A 17,351-nucleotide genomic window follows, 5' to 3' on the forward strand; every position below is an offset into this window, starting at 1 on the left:
CATCCGCCTCCTCTGCAATCGCTTCTAGTTGGCTTGCTGCCAAGTGCGCCTGCGCCGATGTCCCCCGGCGTACAGTGCAGTCCAGCGACAGCCCCCCGGCTACTGTTATTATCGATAAGCTGAACCAGCAGACCTCCCGGCACGGGCCGGAAGGTCCACCAGTATCGAACGATCGGTGACGGGTTCTGGCCCGAACCCGTCACCGATCAGTGTCGATTTAAGAGTCGAACCACCAGCGGCTGCAGGCCCGCGCGCCGTCCATCTGCCAGCTGGCCGCCAGGTTCTCACCATGGGCGACGTTCTTGGCGCGCGCGTAGACGAAGTTGGTGAACATCGGAATGATGGTCCCACCGTCGTCACGGGCGAGCTGAGCCATCTCGCGGTACATCTCGGCCCGCTTCTCCTGGTCGAGTTCGGCCTTGGCCTGCAGCAGCAGCTCGTTGAACCGCTCGTTCTGCCAGTGGCTCTCGTTCCAGGCGGCGTCGTCCTTGTAGGCCAGGCTGAGCATGACGTCCGGCGTCGGACGCGCGCCCCACTGCACCATACAGAACGGCTTCTTCAGCCAGACCTCGGAGTAGTAGCCGTCGTTCGGCTCGCGGTTCACGTTGATGTTGATGCCGGCGGCCTTGGCATGCTCGGCATAGAGCACGCACATGTCGACCGCGCCGGAATACACGCTGTCGGCGGTGGAGAGATCGACCGTCAGGTTCTCCTGGCCGGCCTTCTTCAGGTGGAACTTGGCCTTGTCCGGATCGTAGGTGCGCTGCGGCAGATCCGGCCAGTACGGCATGTTCGGAGAAATGTGGAAGTCGTTGCCCGGGATCGCCGTGTCGAAGGTGATCTTCTTGATGATGTCCTCGCGGTCGATCGCCAGCTTGAGGGCCATGCGGACGTCCACGTTGTCGAACGGCGCCACGTCGCAGAACATCGGCATGGTGATCGCCGCACCGGACGGCACGTTGTCCACCAGGATGTTCGGGTTGCGCTGGAGCAGCGACAGCGTCTTCAGTTCGAGCTGGGTGATGCCGTCGACCTCGCCGGTGACCAGCGCGGTCTGCCGGGCGTTCGGGTCGTTGAGCACGGTCATCTCGACGGCGTCGAAATACGCGCCCTCGCCGTGCCAGCCGTCGTGACGCTCCAGCTTCGTGCCGACGCCGAACTCGTTATGGACGATCTTGTACGGGCCGGTGCCGTCGCCGGACTGCCAGTCGATCGTGCCGTCGCTGTTCGCCGGGCACATGGCCAGGTGATAGTCGGTCATCAGCCACGGCAGGTCGGCGTTGCCGGTCGCGAGCTTGACGGTGATCGTGTGCTCGTCGTCCTTGACGATGTCGGTGACGTCCTTGAGCAGCGCCTTGGCTGCCGACGTGCTCTTCTCGCCGCGGTGATGGTTCAGCGAGGCGATCGCGTCATCGGCCGTGAACGGCTTGCCGCTGTGGAACGACGCGCCCTTCTGCAGCTTGAACGTCCACTCCGTGGCGTCGTCCGTCGCGCTCCAGGAAGCGGCCGCATCCGGACCGAGTTCGTTGGTCGGCGTGATCTGGGTCAGGTAGCTGCGATAGGTATGCGCGAGCTGGATAATGGAGAAACTGAGATAGGTGCCCGGATCGTGCGTATCCGAGGTGTTCCCGTCATGGGTGCCAAGACGGAACGTTCCGCCGCGCTTGGGGGCGGCAAGTGCCGCCTTGGACGTCCAAAGACCTCCAGCGGCCGATGCAGTAACGCCGGCGGCCATGGCATAGTGCATGAAGTCGCGCCGAGAGAGTCGGCCTCGCTTCGCCTCGACGGCCATGCGATCGATCAAGTCGTCGCGGTATTTGTCAGACATGGTAGCTCCCTTCCGATTAGTCCTATGCGAGCGATTTTCGCGGGTCGCTGCGTGTTTGGCTGTTGGATGTTTATAGGACCCTATCGTTCCCATCCGAGATGGGTACCGTAACACTGCAGAAACAGACTGTCGTCCCCGGCGGCCGATTTTCTTGGATTTTCGCAAATTGTCCCGGTCCTGCGACCGTGTTGGAAATGCAGTCGCCCGCGGGTTGTCCCCCAGGGAAATAATGTTCCAAAACCGACATCGCCCCGCTGCGTTCCCAGGAGTAGAAACCGTGAACGCGCGACCGTCGGTCCGGTTCCAAACACGGCGTTGGGGCAGGTCGTCGGCCGGCCGAATCGTCCGCGGCGTCAGCCGGCAGAGGCCTCGGACCGCTCCTGCAGCCAGCCTTCCAGCGCATCGGCGAAGGGCGCCATGCTCTTGTAGCCGCGCATGTCGGCCGGCATGGTCCGCAACGAGCCCAGCATCGCCGCGGCCAGGTCCGGGCGTCCGGCGATGGCGGCGATCGGGTCGATCAGGGTCTTGATTCCGAACACCAATACCCCTGTGCGCGGCAGACGGCGGAAGGTCTGGCGCTCGATACGGATGTGTAGCCGCTCGGTGATGTTGCGCGGCGTGATGGTCGGGTCCAGGTCCCTGCGCCCGTGCCCGGTCGGCTGAAACAGCGCCGGGTCTTCCAGCACCGACCAGTTCAGCCGCATGTAGGTCTGGCCCGCGGCGATGCCGGTGAAGAACCGCTCCACCGGCCGGTTCAGCCTGTCGTTGAAGCCCGGAACCGGGTCGTGGATCGCGCTCATCGGCCGGCCGATCTTGTCGGCCAGACGCCACCGTGCCGGAAAGCAGAGCGAGGCGGCGATCAGCTTGTGTCCTTCGTCCGACGGCTGCATCAGGCACAGATCCTCCTGTACCAGCCGGCCGGCGAGATCCAGCGGCGCCGATTCGAAATCCGACGGGTTCAGCGTCGCGCCGTCCCAGGCGGTATGGACCCCGCTCCCATCGGCTGCGATCAGGTCCGGATGGAACGCCGTCATATGCGCCAGCACCGCCTCCAGGCAGTCCCGCTGAGCCGGCAGGCTGTCGGGCAGACCGGCGAAGACCTCGCCATGACGTGCGTCGAGCAGCCGCCTCTTCTCGGCCATATGCTCGGCGTACTGGGCGTCCACGTCGATCCAGTCGGTGGCCGCGATCTCCTTGATGCCGAGGGTGAGCTGGAACCGCCCCTTCTCGTACGGAGCGAAGCGCAGGTGCGGCGCCGGGGTCGCAGTCATGGCAGCCACCGCGGCGCGCCGAACGCCACCTCGTCGGACGGGCGGGTCACCCCGGTACGGATCTCCACCCGCATGCCGGGCTCGAGCCGGGCCGGCCGCAGGGCCAGCCAGAACCAGCCGGGCGCGACCGCCCGGTCCAATGCCACCGTGTCCAGTACCGTGCCACCTGAATCCAGGAGCGTGACATCGGCACCGGCGGGATGGCGACCTGTGTGGAGCGGCACCAGAACACCGCGCGCCTCTCCCGGCTGTCCCAGGGTGAGCACGGCGGTGAAGCGGCGCCTGGCCAGGCCGAAATTGCCGTGAACCGGCAGCGCCTCGGGCGGAACCGCCGCGTTGCCGATGCCGCCTGTGGGCGCATTGGCAACGAAGGTCCAGCCGCCCGTACCCGCCGGCCGTGCGCCGGGCGGCAGCTCGGCGAGATAGGTTGGCTCCGACGCCGCGACCGTGCCCGGCAGGCGGCAGCGGCTGCCGTCATCGAACACGCCTTCGACCGTCACAAACTCGGCGGTGCCGTCCGATGCTTCCCCGAAGGCCCGCAGGCCGCGGGCCAGGACCCCCGACTCAGGGATCGGCGCCCGATCGCTCCGCGGCTCCAGCGCCGCGCCCCAGGCGAGAACCCGACCCTGCGGCGACCGCACGACCATCCAGGGCGGTCGCCGGCCGCTCCGATCGCTGGCGAGCGTGGCGGACAGGGTGACGCCGGTCACCGGATCGACACGCAGGCGGCCGACGCTGCCGGTGCAGTGCGGGTCGTCGGCCACCGGTCCATCGGCAAGCGCGCCGTCGGGCGGTCGGTAGCGCCCGACCACCGAGAACGGGCCGAGGCCGGCCGCCTGCATCGCCTCCAGCACCCGGGCGGCACGCGACGGCAGGGGAGGATAGATCGGCTCGAGCATCTCCGGACGGTATCCGCCCGCCAGATGGCTGACAATCGCCAGATCGGCGAGATCCAGGGCCGCAAGCCGGTCCTTCAGGTCCCGCACCGCATGCACGTCGCCCGGAACCAACAGAAGCACGACACCGAGGGGAAGCGCCCAGCCGAGCGTCCGGGGGCGATGCCTCAGCAGGTGGTCGAAACCCAGCAACCCGGCGGCCACCAGGAACACCATGGAGGGCGTGGTGTAGCGCGAGGTGTTGGCGATGCCGAGGCCGATATGCAGACGGCCGAGCGCGGTCGCGACGGCGCCGGCCATGACGAAGGCGCAGACGGCGTACAGCGCCATGCGGGCCGGTGCGGGCCGCTCGACACGGGCCAGCCCCCGCAGGCCCGCAGCCGTCACGGCGACCACGAGGAGGATGCCGACGATCTCCTGGCCGAGCGTGCCGATATCGCCGATGCCCGACGTCAGGTAGCGGAGGGTGAACCGCAGGATGGTCCACGCCCCAGACCCGAAACCAAGGGCACCGCCGCCTTCCGGCCGGTTCAGGAAGCCGAGGCACTCCGCCGCCAGGACCGCGGCCCCCACGGCGACGAGGCACGCCGACCAGGCCGGAGGCAGCCGCCGCCACAGCGCCAGGACCACGAGAATCGGCCAGACCGCCAGCCCGTTGAACATGCTGTAGCTGGAGCACAGGCCTGCGACCGTCGCACCGATCACACACAGGGCGAGGCCGACCGGCCGCCCCTGCCCCACCGGCGCCCAGGCGATCAGGGCGAAGGCCAGGCTGGCGAAGAGCCAGACCTGGACGAACTGCACCTGGAAGCCGTTCAGCAGGTTCTCGTACTGCACCGGCGACAGCAGGGCGGCGGCGGCGATGGCGAAGGCGACGGCGGCGGCCGTCCGGGAATGCCCCAACCCGCCGAACAGGACCGCCAGCACCCCGGCATGCAGGACCGCGGAGACGGCGATCACCGTCAGCAGCAGGGTCTGCCGCGCGTCGGCCACGGCGATATCCGCCAGGAACCAGAGCTTCGGCAGGAACAGACGGTGCTCGTTGTGCCACTGGTAAAGATCGGCGAGCCCGTAGCCGGCGAAGCCGCCCGCCGCGAAGAACCGGTCGTAGAAATCGACGATGTCGCCGGAAGGGACCGGCGTGGATAGAAAGATCTGATAGGCGATGCCGGAGGCTGCGGTCACCAGGGCCAGGGCCAGGGAGAACGCGACCGCCGTTCTCATATCCCGTCGCGCTCCGATCCGACGTCCTCGACGGAAGCGCGGCGGGCGGCGAAGGAGAAGTGGCGATGGCCGAGATAGCTGGTCACCGCCGGGATCACCACGCCGATCAGATGGGCCACGTCGTCCGCATACCAGGTGAAGCCGAGCGCCGGGAACAGGTAGCGGGCCAGGCCCACGCTCACCAGCCAGACCTGGGCCAGCGCCACCACGTTGACGATGGCGAAGCGGAAGAACTCGTCACGCGCCGTGCGCCCCGACGCCTCGAACACGAACAGTTTGGCGAGCACATATGCCGTCGTCATGCCGACGAGATAGGCGACCACCACGGCCGCCTCGAACGGCATGACGAAATTGAACAGCCAGCGCGACAGCACATTGGCGCCGGCCGCGATGCCGCCGGTGATCAGGAACCGTCCGAACTCGCCGATGACCAGGGCACGCGCCACGTCCCCTCCCCTAGCCGGCGATCGACGCGGGGATCGCCGCCGCCATCTCCTCAGCGACCCGGGCGCTCTCACTGATGCCCCGGTCCTCGGGGTAGTAGAACGAGGTGTCGGCGATCTGCAGACCGCGGATCGGCGTCTGGATCGGCGGGATCTTGGCGAGGAAGCCGGGCTCGCAGACCGGCTGGGCGTAGCGCAGGCGGCCGACGGTCCAGGCCTTCAGGTCGCCGTCGGCGATGTCCGGGTTCAGGTGCTTCAGGCAGGCCATGCTCTCGTCGATGAAGGCCTGGTCGTCGCGGCCGAATTTCGGGTGGGTCGTCGGCATGTAGAACGGCACATAGACCACCGTGTCCTCGACCGGCCGGAGGTTGGAGAACTGGATGATACCGGGGATCTCCACGTCCTTGTCGTTGATGTTGACCCAGAAATGTTCGGTCACCGACTTCTTCAGCCGCAGCAACACGCAGACCACGCCGATGTTCACGATGGCGTCGTACTTCGCCTTCCAGTCGGCCGGCAGGGACGGCACCAGGGAGGAGACAAAGGGCGTCGGCATGGTGGAGATCGCCGCCTCGGCCGGCTCCACGCCCGCATCGGTGCGCACACCCGTCACCTTGCCGTCCTCGACCACCACCTCGCGGGCCGGGGTGGCGAGCTTGATCACCCCGCCGCTCGTCTCGATGGCCTGCACCAGCGCGGTGACCAGGGTCTCCGACCCGCCCTCGATATAGCCGAGCTCCTCTTGCATCAGCGACCGCCGCGAGGTGCCGACCCGCTTGATCCGGGTCCAGATCCAGGCGGCCGAGACGTTGTCGGCATATTCGAAGAACTTCAGGTCGAACAGCCGGCGCCAAAGCACGTCATAGGCCCGCTTGCCCGATCCCTTCTCGATCCAGTCCTTGGCCGAAACGGTCTCAAGATCGGACCAGTCGCTGCGCTTGGTCGACAGGAACATCTGCAGGCCGTAGCGGAACTTGGAGATCCAATCGATCTTCGGGAAGGTCAGCAGCGCGATCGGATCGCCCCAGCGATACATCTTGCCGTCGACGAAATAGCCCATGGAGGTGCCGGTCCAGCGCATCTTGTCGCCGATGCCCAGCCGCTCCAACAGCTTGAAGGTAGGCTTATCCGCCTTGCAGACGAAGTGGTAGAACCGCTCAATCGACAGCCCGTCCAGGTCGAGATGCGCCGCCATGCCGCCGGCCACGGAATCCGCCTCGTAGACGGTCACCTCGTGCCCCGCCTCCAGCGCGTGATAGGCGGCGGCGAGGCCCATCGCGCCGGCGCCGATGATCGCGACCTTGGCCATCGCGGCCTCCTCAGAAATCCAGAACGACGCCCGAGTATTTCGGGTCGTTGAAGGTGATGGCGAGCGCCTCGTCCAGCGGGGTGGCGCGCACGCCGAAGATCGACGGCCAGTCGATCACCTCGAAGCTGTCCGGCGTCACCAGCGCTTCCAATTGCTTGGTGGTGAAGGGCGGATCCCGGTCGAACACCGCATAGACGCGCAACAGCATCCAGAACAGGCTGTAGGGGATATGGACGATCGGCGTCTTCGCCCCGCTCGCCTTGCGCACCGCCTTGATCAAGTCGACATAGTCGATCTTCTCCTGGCCGGAGATGTTCCAGGCGCCCTGGCGCCGCCCGTCCAGGCAGGCCAGGACGATGCCGGAGAAATCGCCGCCATAGAGCGGCTGGCGCATATAGCGGCCGCTGCCCGGGATCGGGAAGACCGGCGCCTTCTTCATGAAGCGGGCGAGCCAGCCCAGATGCTTGCGGTCGAACCAGCCGTACATCAGCGTCGGGCGCAGGGTGGCATGGGCGATGCCGCTCTCCACCACCAGCTTTTCCTGGGCCTTCTTGCTCTCGGTGTAGAAATCCACCGCCTTGGAATTCACCACCGAGGAGGAGACGTGCACGAGATACGGCACGCTCTCGGCCTTCATCGCGTCGAGCACCAGTCGGGTGGCGCGCACGTTGTTGGCCTCGAACTCCTCGGCGTCGAGCCCGCCGATTTGGGCGTGAAGCTGGATGACCGCATCGGCGCCCTTGAACGCGCCGGTCCAGACGCCGGGCTGGGCGAGATCCGCCGCGATCACCTCGATGCCGGGATGCAGCCGCGCCAGCACCGCCGTGTTGGACGGATGCTTGTCGATGGCGACGATCTGCAGGTCGCCGCGATCAGCGATCCCGGCGATCAGATTCTGACCGACCAGGCCGGCGGCGCCGGTGATGACGATACGCGCCATGGGATCAGATCTTCATCTTGTTGAAGATGGGGCGCGGCAGATGGCGGATGATCAGCATCACGAAGCGCCAGAACCAGCGGGTGTAGATTTCCGGCTTCTTCTTCTCCACCGCCTTCTGGATGTCCTCGGCGACCTGTTCCGGTGTGGCCCAGAGTGGGCCGTCGCGGCCGTCGATATGGGCCGTCATCGGCGTGGCGACGAAGCCCGGCTTCACGCAGACCACGGTGATCTCCGTCCCGGCGAAGCGATGGGCCATGCCCTCCAGATAGGTCGACAGCCCGGCCTTGGCGGCGCCATAGGCATAGTTGGTGCGCCGGCCCCGGTCGCCCGCCACCGAGGAGATGCCGACCAGCGTGCCCGCCCCTGCCAGATCGAAGGCCCGCGCGGCGAGTTCGCACCAGACAATCGCACTGGTGAAGTTGGCCTGCACGCCGCGGAGCAGCGCGTCGGTATCGCGCTGCGCCTCCGCCTGGTCACCGAGGATGCCATAGGCCAGGAACACGATATCGACACCGCCCAGGGTCTGGACCCAGCCGGAGAAGCGACCGTCGGCACCGTCGGTGTCCGCCAGATCCTCGCTCGCGGTGTGAACCTCGCCGGCGCCCCGCGCCTTCAGGTCGTCGGCGATGGCGGTGAGCTTCTCGCCGTCGCGCGCCACCAGCAGCAGCGTGTCGCCGGCGGCGGCGCGCAGGCGGCACCAGCGCTCGGCGATGGCGGAGGTGGCCCCCAGGACCAGGATACGGCGTTTCGCGGCCATTGCGGATCAGGCCTCCTCGGTCATGCGGCGCCAGAAACTCGACATCAGGAGCGGATCGCGCGCGGCCTCGAGCTCCGTCCAGCGCGGGAAGCCCGCCCGGAACATCGCCTGCGGCAGGCGTCCGTCCTTGGCCGGGTATAGACGCCCGCCCGCCTCGGCCACAACCCGGTCGAGCCGGGCCAGCAGCGACAGCGTGTCCTGGCCCCGGTTGGCGAAGTCGAGCGCCAGGGTCGCGCCGGGCATCGGGAAGGACAGCACGCCCGGCGACGGCACGTCGCCGAAGGTCTTCAGAACCGCCAGAAACGAGGCGTCGCCGCTGGCCGCCACCGTGTCCAGCAACGTGCGCGTCGCCTCGCGCATGGTCGCCACCGGCACCGCGCATTGCCACTGGTAGAAGCCGCGCGGGCCGTACATCCGGTTCCAGTCGCGCAGCCGATCCAGCGGATAGAAGAACGGATCGTAATGCTGGCGGCCATGGAATCGCGCGCCGGGCCGTGCCCGGTAAAGCCGGTTGAAGGCGCCGACCGTCACGCTGTTCAGCAACCCGCCCGGGGGCGTCACCGGCAGGCGGGGCCCGCCCGGACGGTGCGGCTCCAGTCCGCCGGTCTGCGCCCAGCGCCCGCGCGAGAAGATGCCACGCCCCAGCCCCGCGCCGCGCGCCAGGGTATCAACCCAGGCGACGGTGAACGGCCAGCTCTCCGAACGCTCTGCCAGGGAGAAGAAGCCATCGAGATCGTCGAAGGGCAGGTTCTCGACATCCAGCATCGCCGAGGCGATCCGCTCCAGCCGCAGTTCGACCCAGGTGATCACGCCGGTCAGGCCGAGACCGCCAATGGTCAGCGCGAACAGGTCGGCATTGTCCTCAACCGAGCATTCGATCTCGCCCCGGTCGCTGCGCCACAGACCGAAACGGGAGACATGGCAGCCGAAGCTGCCGGCCAGGTGATGGTTCTTGCCGTGGACGTCGTTGGCGACGGCGCCGCCGAGGGTGACGAACTTGGTCCCGGGCGTCACCGGCACGAACCAGCCGGTCGGCACCGCCACCCGCAGCACCGCGTCCAGCGACACGCCGGCGTCGGCGCGCAGCAGGCCGGTCTCCCGGTCGAAGGCGATCAGCCGGTCGATCCCGGTCGTGCGCACCAGCCCGCCGCCGAGGTTCAGACCGCTGTCGCCATAGGACCGGCCCAGGCCATGACCCAGGGTGGTCCCCCCGGCCGCCGCCGTCTCGCGCACGGCTGCCCCGACCTCGCCCCGTGTCGCCGGCTCGGCCACCTGGTGGCGGCCGCGATGCACCCGCCCCCACGCCAGAACCCCAGAGTCGTCGCGCACGCTCATGCCGCCCCCAGAATGGCGAGCAGCGCGATCACCCCGAGCAGCAGGCTCGGCGGATCCTTCAGGGCGAAGACAACCGGATCGTCGTGCACCTCGCCGCGGCGGGCCAGTAGCCAGACCCGCGGCAGCCAGAAGCCGATCGCCGCCGGCACCACCCAAAGCCATCCCGGATTTTCCAGCCGCACCGCATGGGCCGGCTCGATCGCCAGATAGATCATGAAGATCAGCACCGAGGCGACGCTCGAGGTAATGCCGAACATCTCGATGAACCCGCTGTCCCCCGCGCGGTATCCCCGCCCCGGAATCTCCGCCAGGCCGCGCGCCTCGAGACCGCGCACCTCCACCAGCCGCTTTACCAGAGCGAGACTGGTGAACAGGAACATGGAGAAGCCGAGCAGCCAGACCGGCGTGCCGTCATCCACCAGCGTGTGTCCCGCATAGAGGCGCAGGGTGAACAGGGCGCCGAGCACCACCACATCCACCACGGCCATGGACTTCACGCCGAAGGAATAGGACAGGGTCAGCACCAGATAGGCCACGAGGATGGCGAGTACGCCCCACCCGGCCAGGCCCGCCAGAACCAGGCCGATGAGGATCAGCGCGGGTGCCGCGGCCATGCCGACCACCAGCGGCAGCCGCCCCGAGGCCAACGCCCGACGGCTCTTGCGAGGATGACTGCGGTCGGCGGCCAGATCCAGCAGGTCGTTCAGCAGGTACGTCCCGCTCGCAGCCAGGGAGAAGCCGAAGAACGCCGCCAGGGCCGCCAGCACGATCGCGGGCTGCGTATAGGTGCTGGTCAGCAGCAGCGGCAGGAAGATCAGGACGTTCTTGGCCCATTGGTGCAGGCGCATGCCCGAGCGCAGGGCCCTGAAGGTGTTCAGGGGCTTGCCGAAGGCCGCCTCCACCGGCGTCACGCGCTCGATCGAGGCACGACGGGCCAGGGCCGCATTCACCGGCACCGCAGCGCTCGCCACCTTCCAGACGTCGGAATCCACGGTGCTGTCGCCGGCATAGACGAAGCCTTCGGGATGCCGGCCAGCGAGCGCCGACGCCTTGGCCGCGCCCTTCAGGTTGACGGTGCCGTTGCTGCCCTCGACATGGTCGAACAGATCGCCGAACCGTGCCGCCACCTTGGCGACCAGAAGCTGATCGGAGGCGGAGACCAGTTCGATCCGCCGCCCGGCCGCCTTTTCCGCGCGCAGATAGGCCACCAGATCCTCGGTCGCCGGCAAGGTCTCGACCTCCAGCGGCTCGGTGGCGATCAGCGCCAGGCGGCGTTTCAGGACGGAGCGGCCCGCGAGCACCCAGAACGGCAGGAGAAAGAGGATCCAAGGCCGCCGGCGCAGGGCGACGAGAAGCGACTCGTACAGCAGGTCGGTGCGCAACAAGGTGCCATCGAGATCGACGCAGATCGGCGGCTTCATCCCCTTCGCGGCCCGGCAAACCGGTCCGCCCCCAAGTGTCGGCGCTGGCTACGGCGACGTTCTAGAGCACCGTCGGATCAAATTGAAACAAATAGATCAATCGGCCGCCGCGACGGGCATGCCCGGCAAGCGCGCTGTCACTGCGGCAGGCCGGTATCCCGATTGCGGTCCCCATGGGCCGTCTGCCACCGATCGGCCCGGGATTCGGCGTCCGCGATCTCGGTCGGGCCCAGCAACTGGCGGACCGCCGCGGACATCGAGTCCCCCTGATCGAGGCCCGCCCGGTCGGCGAGAATCAGCCACTGCAGCGCGGCGACCAGATCCTGGTCCACCACTTCTCCCTGGGCCATCAGCCCGGCGAGGTTCAGGAAGGCCTCCGGAATGCCGCCGGCCGCAGCGTCGCGGTACAGCGTCACGGCGCGCTCGGCATCGACGTCGCCGCCCTCGCCGGTCTCCAGCATGACGGCGAGATTGTATTGGGCATCGGCGAGCCCCTGGTCCGCCGCCTTGCCGTACCAGTCGCGCGCCATCGCGGAATCCTGCGCCACGAGCTGGCCGAACTGGTAGAGCTGGCCGAGCTTGAACTGGGCGAGCGCGAAGCCCTTGTCGGCCGACTTGCGGTACCAGGCGATCGCGTCCTTTGGATCGCCGCCGGCCCGCAGCCCCTGCTCAAGGGTGAGCCCGAGATAGAACATCGCCTTGGGATCGCCGGCATCGGCCGCTTCGCGATACCAGTTCATCGCCTCGCCATAGGTCCGGGGGACCGGCACCTCGGCATCGGCGGATTCGGAATTGGCCGATTGCGCCGTCGCGGCGGGAGCCAAGACCGTCTGCGCCGCGAGGGGGATGGCGCAGAGGCTGACCAGAACGAACAGGCTGGGAAGGCGCGTAGTCACCGGAGGATCCGACCCGATGGCGCCGAGCGTATGTCTGACGTCACGGGCTGAGAGGTCCTGTGCCGCTATGCGCCCGCGGTGCCGGCCCCTGATAGCCGACCAGCCGGTTCGCCTCGCTCGCCGGCAGGGGCTGCGGATAGCAGTTCACCTTGCCGAGCGTCCGGTAGCAGTAGCGCGGCTCGATCGCCGGCGTCGGTTGTTCTTTCGGTGGATCGAAGGCCGTCGTCACGCCGTCGACGGCCGATCGCATGGAAGCCCCCACTTCCGCGCAGCCGGCCAGCAGCCCGACACAAGCGACCACCAGAACGGCCCGAAGCGGACCTTGTCCCAGTGTCCTCATCGCTCTTCACCCCCGTCCAAACATCAGCGGCCCCCCGCTGTCAGTCGGGGAGTGTAGAGTAATCGGCCAAGTTATTGAAGAGTGTAGCGAAACCCCGTCGCTACACTCTCCTCGTTGGTTAATGGAGGGTGCGCAGCACGTCACCGATCGTGTCGGCGATGAAGTCGATCTGCCCCTTCTCGACGATCAGCGGCGGCGACAGGGCGATGATGTCGCCGGTGGTGCGGACCAGCAGGCCCTTGTCGTAGCACTGCTTGAACGCGTCCATCGCCCGGGCCGTCGGCTTGCCGGCGATGCCCTCAAGCTCGATGGCGCCGACCATGCCGAGGTTGCGGATGTCGATGACGTGGTTGCTGCCCTTCAGGGAGTGCATGGCGTCCTCCCAGTACGGCGCCAACTCGGCCGCGCGCTCGAACAGGCCCTCGTCGCGGTACAGGTCGATGGTCGCCAGACCGGCGGCGCAGGCCAGCGGGTGGCCGGAATAGGTGTAGCCGTGGAACAGCTCGATGGCGCCTTCCGGCGCGTCCATGAAGGCGTCGTAGATGCCGTCGCGGCAGAACACCGCCCCCATCGGCACGGTGGCGTTGGTGATGCCCTTGGCCGTGGTGAAGATGTCGGGCTTCACGCCGAAATAGTCGCTGCCGAACGGCGTGCCGAGGCGACCGAAGCCGGTGATGACCTCGTCGAAGATCAGCAGGATACCGTGCTTGTCGCAGATGTCGCGCAGGCGCTGCAGATAGCCCTTCGGCGGGATCAGCACGCCGGTGGAGCCGGCCACCGGCTCGACGATGACGGCGGCGATGGTCGAGGCGTCGTGCAGGGCGACGATCCGCTCCAGGTCGTCGGCCAGATGCGCGCCCCAGTCCGGCTCGCCCTTGGTATAGGCGTTGTGCTCCATGTCGTGGGTGTGGCGCATGTGGTCGACGCCGTTCAGCAGGGTGCCGAACTGCTTGCGGTTGCCGACGATGCCGCCGACCGAGATGCCGCCGAAACCGACCCCGTGATAGCCGCGCTCGCGGCCGATCAGCCGGGTCCGCGTCCCCTGGCCCCGGGCGCGCTGATAGGCGAGCGCGATCTTCAGGGCGGTATCCACCGACTCGGAGCCCGAGTTGGTGAAGAACACGTGGTCGAAGCCCTCGATCATCTGGGTCAGCCGCGAGGCGAACTCGAAGGAGAGCGGATGGCCCATCTGGAACGCCGGCGCGAAGTCGAGCACCTCGGCCTGCTTCTTGATGGCGTCGACGATCGGCTTGCGCCGGTGCCCGGCGTTGGAGCACCACAGGCCCGAGGTGCCGTCCAGCACCCGGCGGCCGTCGGCGGTGATGTAGTGCATGCCCTCGGCCTCGACGAACAGCCGCGGGTTCTGCTTGAAGTCGCGATTGGACGTGAACGGCATCCAGAACGATTCAAGATCGTTCGGTTTGGTCGACTCATTGGCCGCGAGGGGCATGGCAAGCTCCATTGAAGATGGTCGGTCGATACTAGGAGCGATTGGGCGCTCACTCCACCTCGTACTTGAGAGAAACGGCGCCGGTCTCGTAGGCATCGACCGAGACCAGATGCAGGCCGAGCGCCTCCGCTTCGCCGGCGAACAGCGGAATGCCGGCGCCGAGCAGCACCGGCATGACGAACAGCTCCACCGTGTCCAGCGCGCCCATCGCCCGGCACCCCTCCACCGCGGCCGGACCGCCGACGATCCAGACCTGGGCGCCGTCCTCGCGCAGTTCGACGATCAGCCCGGCGAGGTCGGACGTACCCTCCACGCCTTGCGGCGCGTCGTCGATCGGCCGCGACGTCAGCACGAAGACCCGCTTGCCGGCATAGGGCCACGCGCCGAACCCGATCACCTGATCGTAGGTCGCTCGCCCCATGATCAGGGTGTCGATCTCGGCCATGAACGCCTCGGTGCCGTAGTCGACGCCGGTCTCGTAGTCGTTCAGCCAGTCGATCCCGCCCTCCGCGTCGGCGACATAGCCGTCGAGGCTGGCGGCCATGTAGAGACGGAACGTGGCCTCGGCCATTTGACAATCCTTCGGTCTTTGGCGCACTGACGGCGCGGGCCGGGTGGTGTAGGCATTTGTCCGGGCGGAACGCAAGGATGCGAGGGGAGCAGATCGTGGGGAAGACGCTGGTCATCCAGCCCCTGCCGGGTATCGGCGACATGGTGTGGCACCTGCCGCACCTGAAGGCGATCGCCGAGAACGCGCCGGACGGCAAGATCGCGCTGGTGACCAAGCGTCGGTCGGCCGCCGACCAGATGCTGGAGGGCGCGCCGTGGATCTCGCAGATCGGCTGGCTCGACCGCGCCCAGGGCAAGGAGAAGGCCGGGCGCCATGACGGCCCGCTCGGGGCCATGCGTCTGGGTTCCGACCTGAAGGCGTTCGAGGCCGAGACGGTGTGGATCCTGCACCGCTCCTGGCGCTACCTGACCGCGACCCGGATGGCCGGCATCCCGAACCGGATCAGCTACCGCGAGCTGCCGAACGACGGCCGGGACCTGCACCAGGCGGACAAGGCGACCGCCCTGCTACGCGCTCGCGGTCTGACGGTCGACCCGACCCCGCGTCTCGCCCCGTCGGCATCCGCCAAGGCGGAGATCCAGCGGCTCTATGGGGAGCTGCCCCGGCCCTGGCTGCTGCTGGGGATCGGCGCGTCGGAGCCGTTCAAGCGCTGGCCGGAGGCGAATTTCTCGGCGCTGGCCCGCGCCTTCACCGACCGCACCGGCGGCAGCGTGATCCTGGTCGGCGGCGAGGCGGAGAAGGAGAGTGCGGAGCGCATCCTGCAGAACGCCCGGGGCGAGGTGGTGCTGGCGATCAACCGGCCGATCGGCCAGGCGGCGGCCCTGGCGGCGACGGCGGACGCGTTTCTCGGCAATGACAGCGGGATGCTGAACCTGGCCGCGGCGACGGGGGCGCCGACCATCGGCCTGTTCGGCGGGTCCCCGCCGCTCACCCTGTATCCGAATCTCGACGCGCTTCAGCCGGAGGGCGGGGCCGAATATCGGATCGACCGCATGGCCGAGATCGAGGTGGAAGCGACGATGAACGCGCTCAGCCGGGCGCTGGGGTAGCCCGCGCCTCCCCGCCGTCTTCCCGGCCCCGCGCCGGGATCTGGGATCCGCGCAGCCGGAGCGCCGGAAAACACGCTTCTATCGCTCCAGCGACCCCGCTCTGGATCCCGGGTCAGGCCCGGGAAGACGAAGTGAGGGAAGAAGGAACCACCCCCCATTTACACTTCCCGGTCCTGTGCCGGGATCCACGCGTCCACCCTATCATTCAATCGACCGAGTTGGTTCCGGCACGACGTGGGGAGTGCAGAAAGGGTTGTGCGTCACCCCGTAGAGGCGATGACCCGAATTTCGATGATCGTGTCGGCGCTGGCGAAACCGGAGACCTCGATTGCGGTCCAGGCCGGATACGGCTCGCGCACGAACTCGGCCCGCACCGCTCGGAATAGCTCCAGATGGTCGCGCAGCCCGATATGGAAAGTGGTCATCTCCACCACTGCGCTGAAATCGAGTCCCGCTTCCCGGAGCACCATCTCAACTTGGGCGAAGGCGGTTCTGAACTGAGTTTCAGGATCGGCAGAGCATGTGCCGTTCGGACCCGTTCCGGTAAAGCCGGTCAGGAAAACGTGGTCACCTGAGATCAGGCCGGGCGACATCTTCCAATCGTCGTAGTAGCCCTTAAGTTCCGCCGGAACCACTGCCGTCCGCCCCATGACATTCCCTTAAAACTTTTTGCTGCCTAACAGATCTCGCGCCGCCGCCTCGACTGTGTCAACGCAGAGCCCCGCCATCAGCGCCCCCGGCGCCCGGCCCACCTCCTGCGACCGTGCGAGCAGCGCCTCCGCACTCTCCGGCGCGCGCACCCAGGCGGTCACCGGCCCCGCCGGGGCGTAGTGGGTGTCCTTGCTCGGTCCGAACAGGCCCAGGGTCGGTGCCCCGGATGCCGCTGCCAGGTGCATCAACCCGCTGTCGTTCGCCACCACCAGCTGGCAGCGCGCGAAGGCGGCCGCCAGCGTCATCAGCGGCACCCGGTCGACCAGATCCACCAGCCGCTCTGCCGGCACCGCCGCCAGCACGGGTGCCGCCAGCTCCCGTTCCCCCGGTCCGCCGGCGACCAGTACCCGCGCGCCTTCCAGCGGCGCGCCCACGCCCGTCAGCCGCCCGATCAGCTCGGCGAAGCGCTCTGCCGGCCAGGCCTTCGGCGGCCAGTTCGCCGTCGGCGCCACCGCCAGCAGTGGGCGGTCGTCCGCGCCCAGGATCTTCGCCGCCGCCGTCCGGTCCGCCTCGGTCAGCCAAAGCCTCGGCATCAGCGGCGTCGACAGACCCAGCGCCGCCGCCATCTGCGCCAGACGGTGGGCATCGCCGCGCTGGGTGCGATAGATCGACCGCCGGCCCGCCAGCAGCGTCCAGGCCAGGGCCGAGCCGCGCATATCGATCACCCGGTCCCACCATGTGCCGGCCACCTGTCGCCAGAGCATCCACCAGTGACGGCCGCCCTTCTGCTTGCGCCAGGCGATGACGCGCTCCACCTGGGGCACACCCTCGAACAGGGATGCCGCCACCGGACCGCAGGCCACCGTCACCCTTGCCTCCGGATGCCCGTCGAGCAGGCGCGCCAAAACCGCCGTGGACAGCACGGCGTCGCCGAGACGGTTCGATGTGATGAAGAGCGTGCGCATGCCCC

16 protein-coding genes are annotated in these 17,351 nt (G+C 68.0%); 1 reads left to right on the forward strand and 15 read right to left on the reverse strand.

The genetic code is table 11. The annotated features are described in order from the left end of the window. Positions 1–217: 217 nt before the first annotated feature. The 13 genes from G578_RS0101545 to G578_RS0101605 form a co-directional block, all read right to left on the reverse strand. Positions 218–1,828: an ABC transporter substrate-binding protein gene (locus G578_RS0101545; protein WP_028792755.1), complete on the reverse strand. Its 1,611-nt coding sequence runs from the start codon at positions 1,826–1,828 to the stop codon at positions 218–220. Positions 1,829–2,181: 353 nt separating this feature from the next. After that, positions 2,182–3,099 carry a heme-dependent oxidative N-demethylase family protein gene (locus G578_RS0101550; RefSeq protein WP_028792756.1) on the reverse strand — a complete coding sequence of 306 codons (918 nt, stop codon included), beginning with the start codon at positions 3,097–3,099 and terminating at the stop codon, positions 2,182–2,184. Beyond that, entirely contained in the window at positions 3,096–5,219 is a 2,124-nt protein-coding gene (locus G578_RS0101555) for a hypothetical protein (protein ID WP_028792757.1), read from the reverse strand. Before G578_RS0101555 ends, G578_RS0101550 begins: the two co-directional genes overlap by 4 nt. Continuing rightward, complete coding sequence (locus tag G578_RS24170; RefSeq protein ID WP_051243547.1) at positions 5,216–5,665, reverse strand: GtrA family protein; 450 nt, start codon at positions 5,663–5,665, stop codon at positions 5,216–5,218. Before G578_RS24170 ends, G578_RS0101555 begins: the two co-directional genes overlap by 4 nt. A 10-nt stretch (positions 5,666–5,675) precedes the next feature. Continuing rightward, on the reverse strand, positions 5,676–6,971 hold the full coding sequence (locus G578_RS0101565) for an NAD(P)/FAD-dependent oxidoreductase (RefSeq protein ID WP_028792758.1): 1,296 nt from the start codon (positions 6,969–6,971) through the stop codon (positions 5,676–5,678). A 10-nt stretch (positions 6,972–6,981) separates the two neighbouring features. After that, a complete protein-coding gene (locus tag G578_RS0101570) occupies positions 6,982–7,911 on the reverse strand; it encodes an NAD-dependent epimerase/dehydratase family protein (protein ID WP_028792759.1) in 930 nt (309 codons plus the stop codon). 4 nt (positions 7,912–7,915) lie between these two features. After that, entirely contained in the window at positions 7,916–8,668 is a 753-nt protein-coding gene (locus G578_RS0101575) for an SDR family oxidoreductase (protein ID WP_028792760.1), read from the reverse strand. A 6-nt stretch (positions 8,669–8,674) separates the two neighbouring features. Beyond that, complete coding sequence (locus G578_RS0101580; protein ID WP_028792761.1) at positions 8,675–10,003, reverse strand: FAD-binding oxidoreductase; 1,329 nt, start codon at positions 10,001–10,003, stop codon at positions 8,675–8,677. Continuing rightward, positions 10,000–11,424 (reverse strand): UbiA family prenyltransferase, encoded by a 1,425-nt coding sequence (locus tag G578_RS24175; RefSeq protein ID WP_038013012.1) that lies wholly within the window; start codon positions 11,422–11,424, stop codon positions 10,000–10,002. The genes G578_RS0101580 and G578_RS24175 overlap by 4 nt, the downstream gene beginning before the upstream one ends. Positions 11,425–11,561: 137 nt before the next feature. Then, positions 11,562–12,320, reverse strand: coding sequence for a tetratricopeptide repeat protein (locus tag G578_RS24180; RefSeq protein WP_051243551.1), 759 nt, complete (start codon positions 12,318–12,320; stop codon positions 11,562–11,564). Positions 12,321–12,360: 40 nt separating this feature from the next. Beyond that, positions 12,361–12,660: a hypothetical protein gene (locus tag G578_RS0101595; RefSeq protein WP_156907166.1), complete on the reverse strand. Its 300-nt coding sequence runs from the start codon at positions 12,658–12,660 to the stop codon at positions 12,361–12,363. A gap of 118 nt (positions 12,661–12,778) precedes the next feature. After that, the gene (gene aptA / locus G578_RS0101600) at positions 12,779–14,110 is read right to left on the reverse strand and encodes an omega-aminotransferase AptA (RefSeq protein ID WP_028792763.1); all 1,332 of its coding nucleotides are present in this window, start codon (positions 14,108–14,110) and stop codon (positions 12,779–12,781) included. Positions 14,111–14,159: 49 nt separating this feature from the next. After that, positions 14,160–14,681 (reverse strand): dihydrofolate reductase family protein, encoded by a 522-nt coding sequence (locus G578_RS0101605; protein WP_028792764.1) that lies wholly within the window; start codon positions 14,679–14,681, stop codon positions 14,160–14,162. Positions 14,682–14,776: 95 nt separating this feature from the next. Between G578_RS0101605 and G578_RS24185 the strand changes: the two genes are divergently transcribed. After that, a complete protein-coding gene (locus G578_RS24185; RefSeq protein ID WP_139189194.1) occupies positions 14,777–15,730 on the forward strand; it encodes a glycosyltransferase family 9 protein in 954 nt (317 codons plus the stop codon). Between the two features lie 260 nt (positions 15,731–15,990). On the opposite strand, the gene G578_RS0101615 is transcribed toward G578_RS24185, so the two are convergent. Together G578_RS0101615 and G578_RS0101620 are read right to left on the reverse strand one after the other, a co-directional pair. Next, positions 15,991–16,380, reverse strand: coding sequence for a RidA family protein (locus tag G578_RS0101615; RefSeq protein WP_028792765.1), 390 nt, complete (start codon positions 16,378–16,380; stop codon positions 15,991–15,993). A gap of 9 nt (positions 16,381–16,389) precedes the next feature. Next, positions 16,390–17,346 (reverse strand): glycosyltransferase family 9 protein, encoded by a 957-nt coding sequence (locus G578_RS0101620; protein WP_028792766.1) that lies wholly within the window; start codon positions 17,344–17,346, stop codon positions 16,390–16,392. Between the last annotated feature and the right edge of the window lie 5 nt (positions 17,347–17,351).

The organism is Thalassobaculum salexigens DSM 19539, from assembly GCF_000423805.1.
GTDB lineage: Bacteria > Pseudomonadota > Alphaproteobacteria > Thalassobaculales > Thalassobaculaceae > Thalassobaculum > Thalassobaculum litoreum.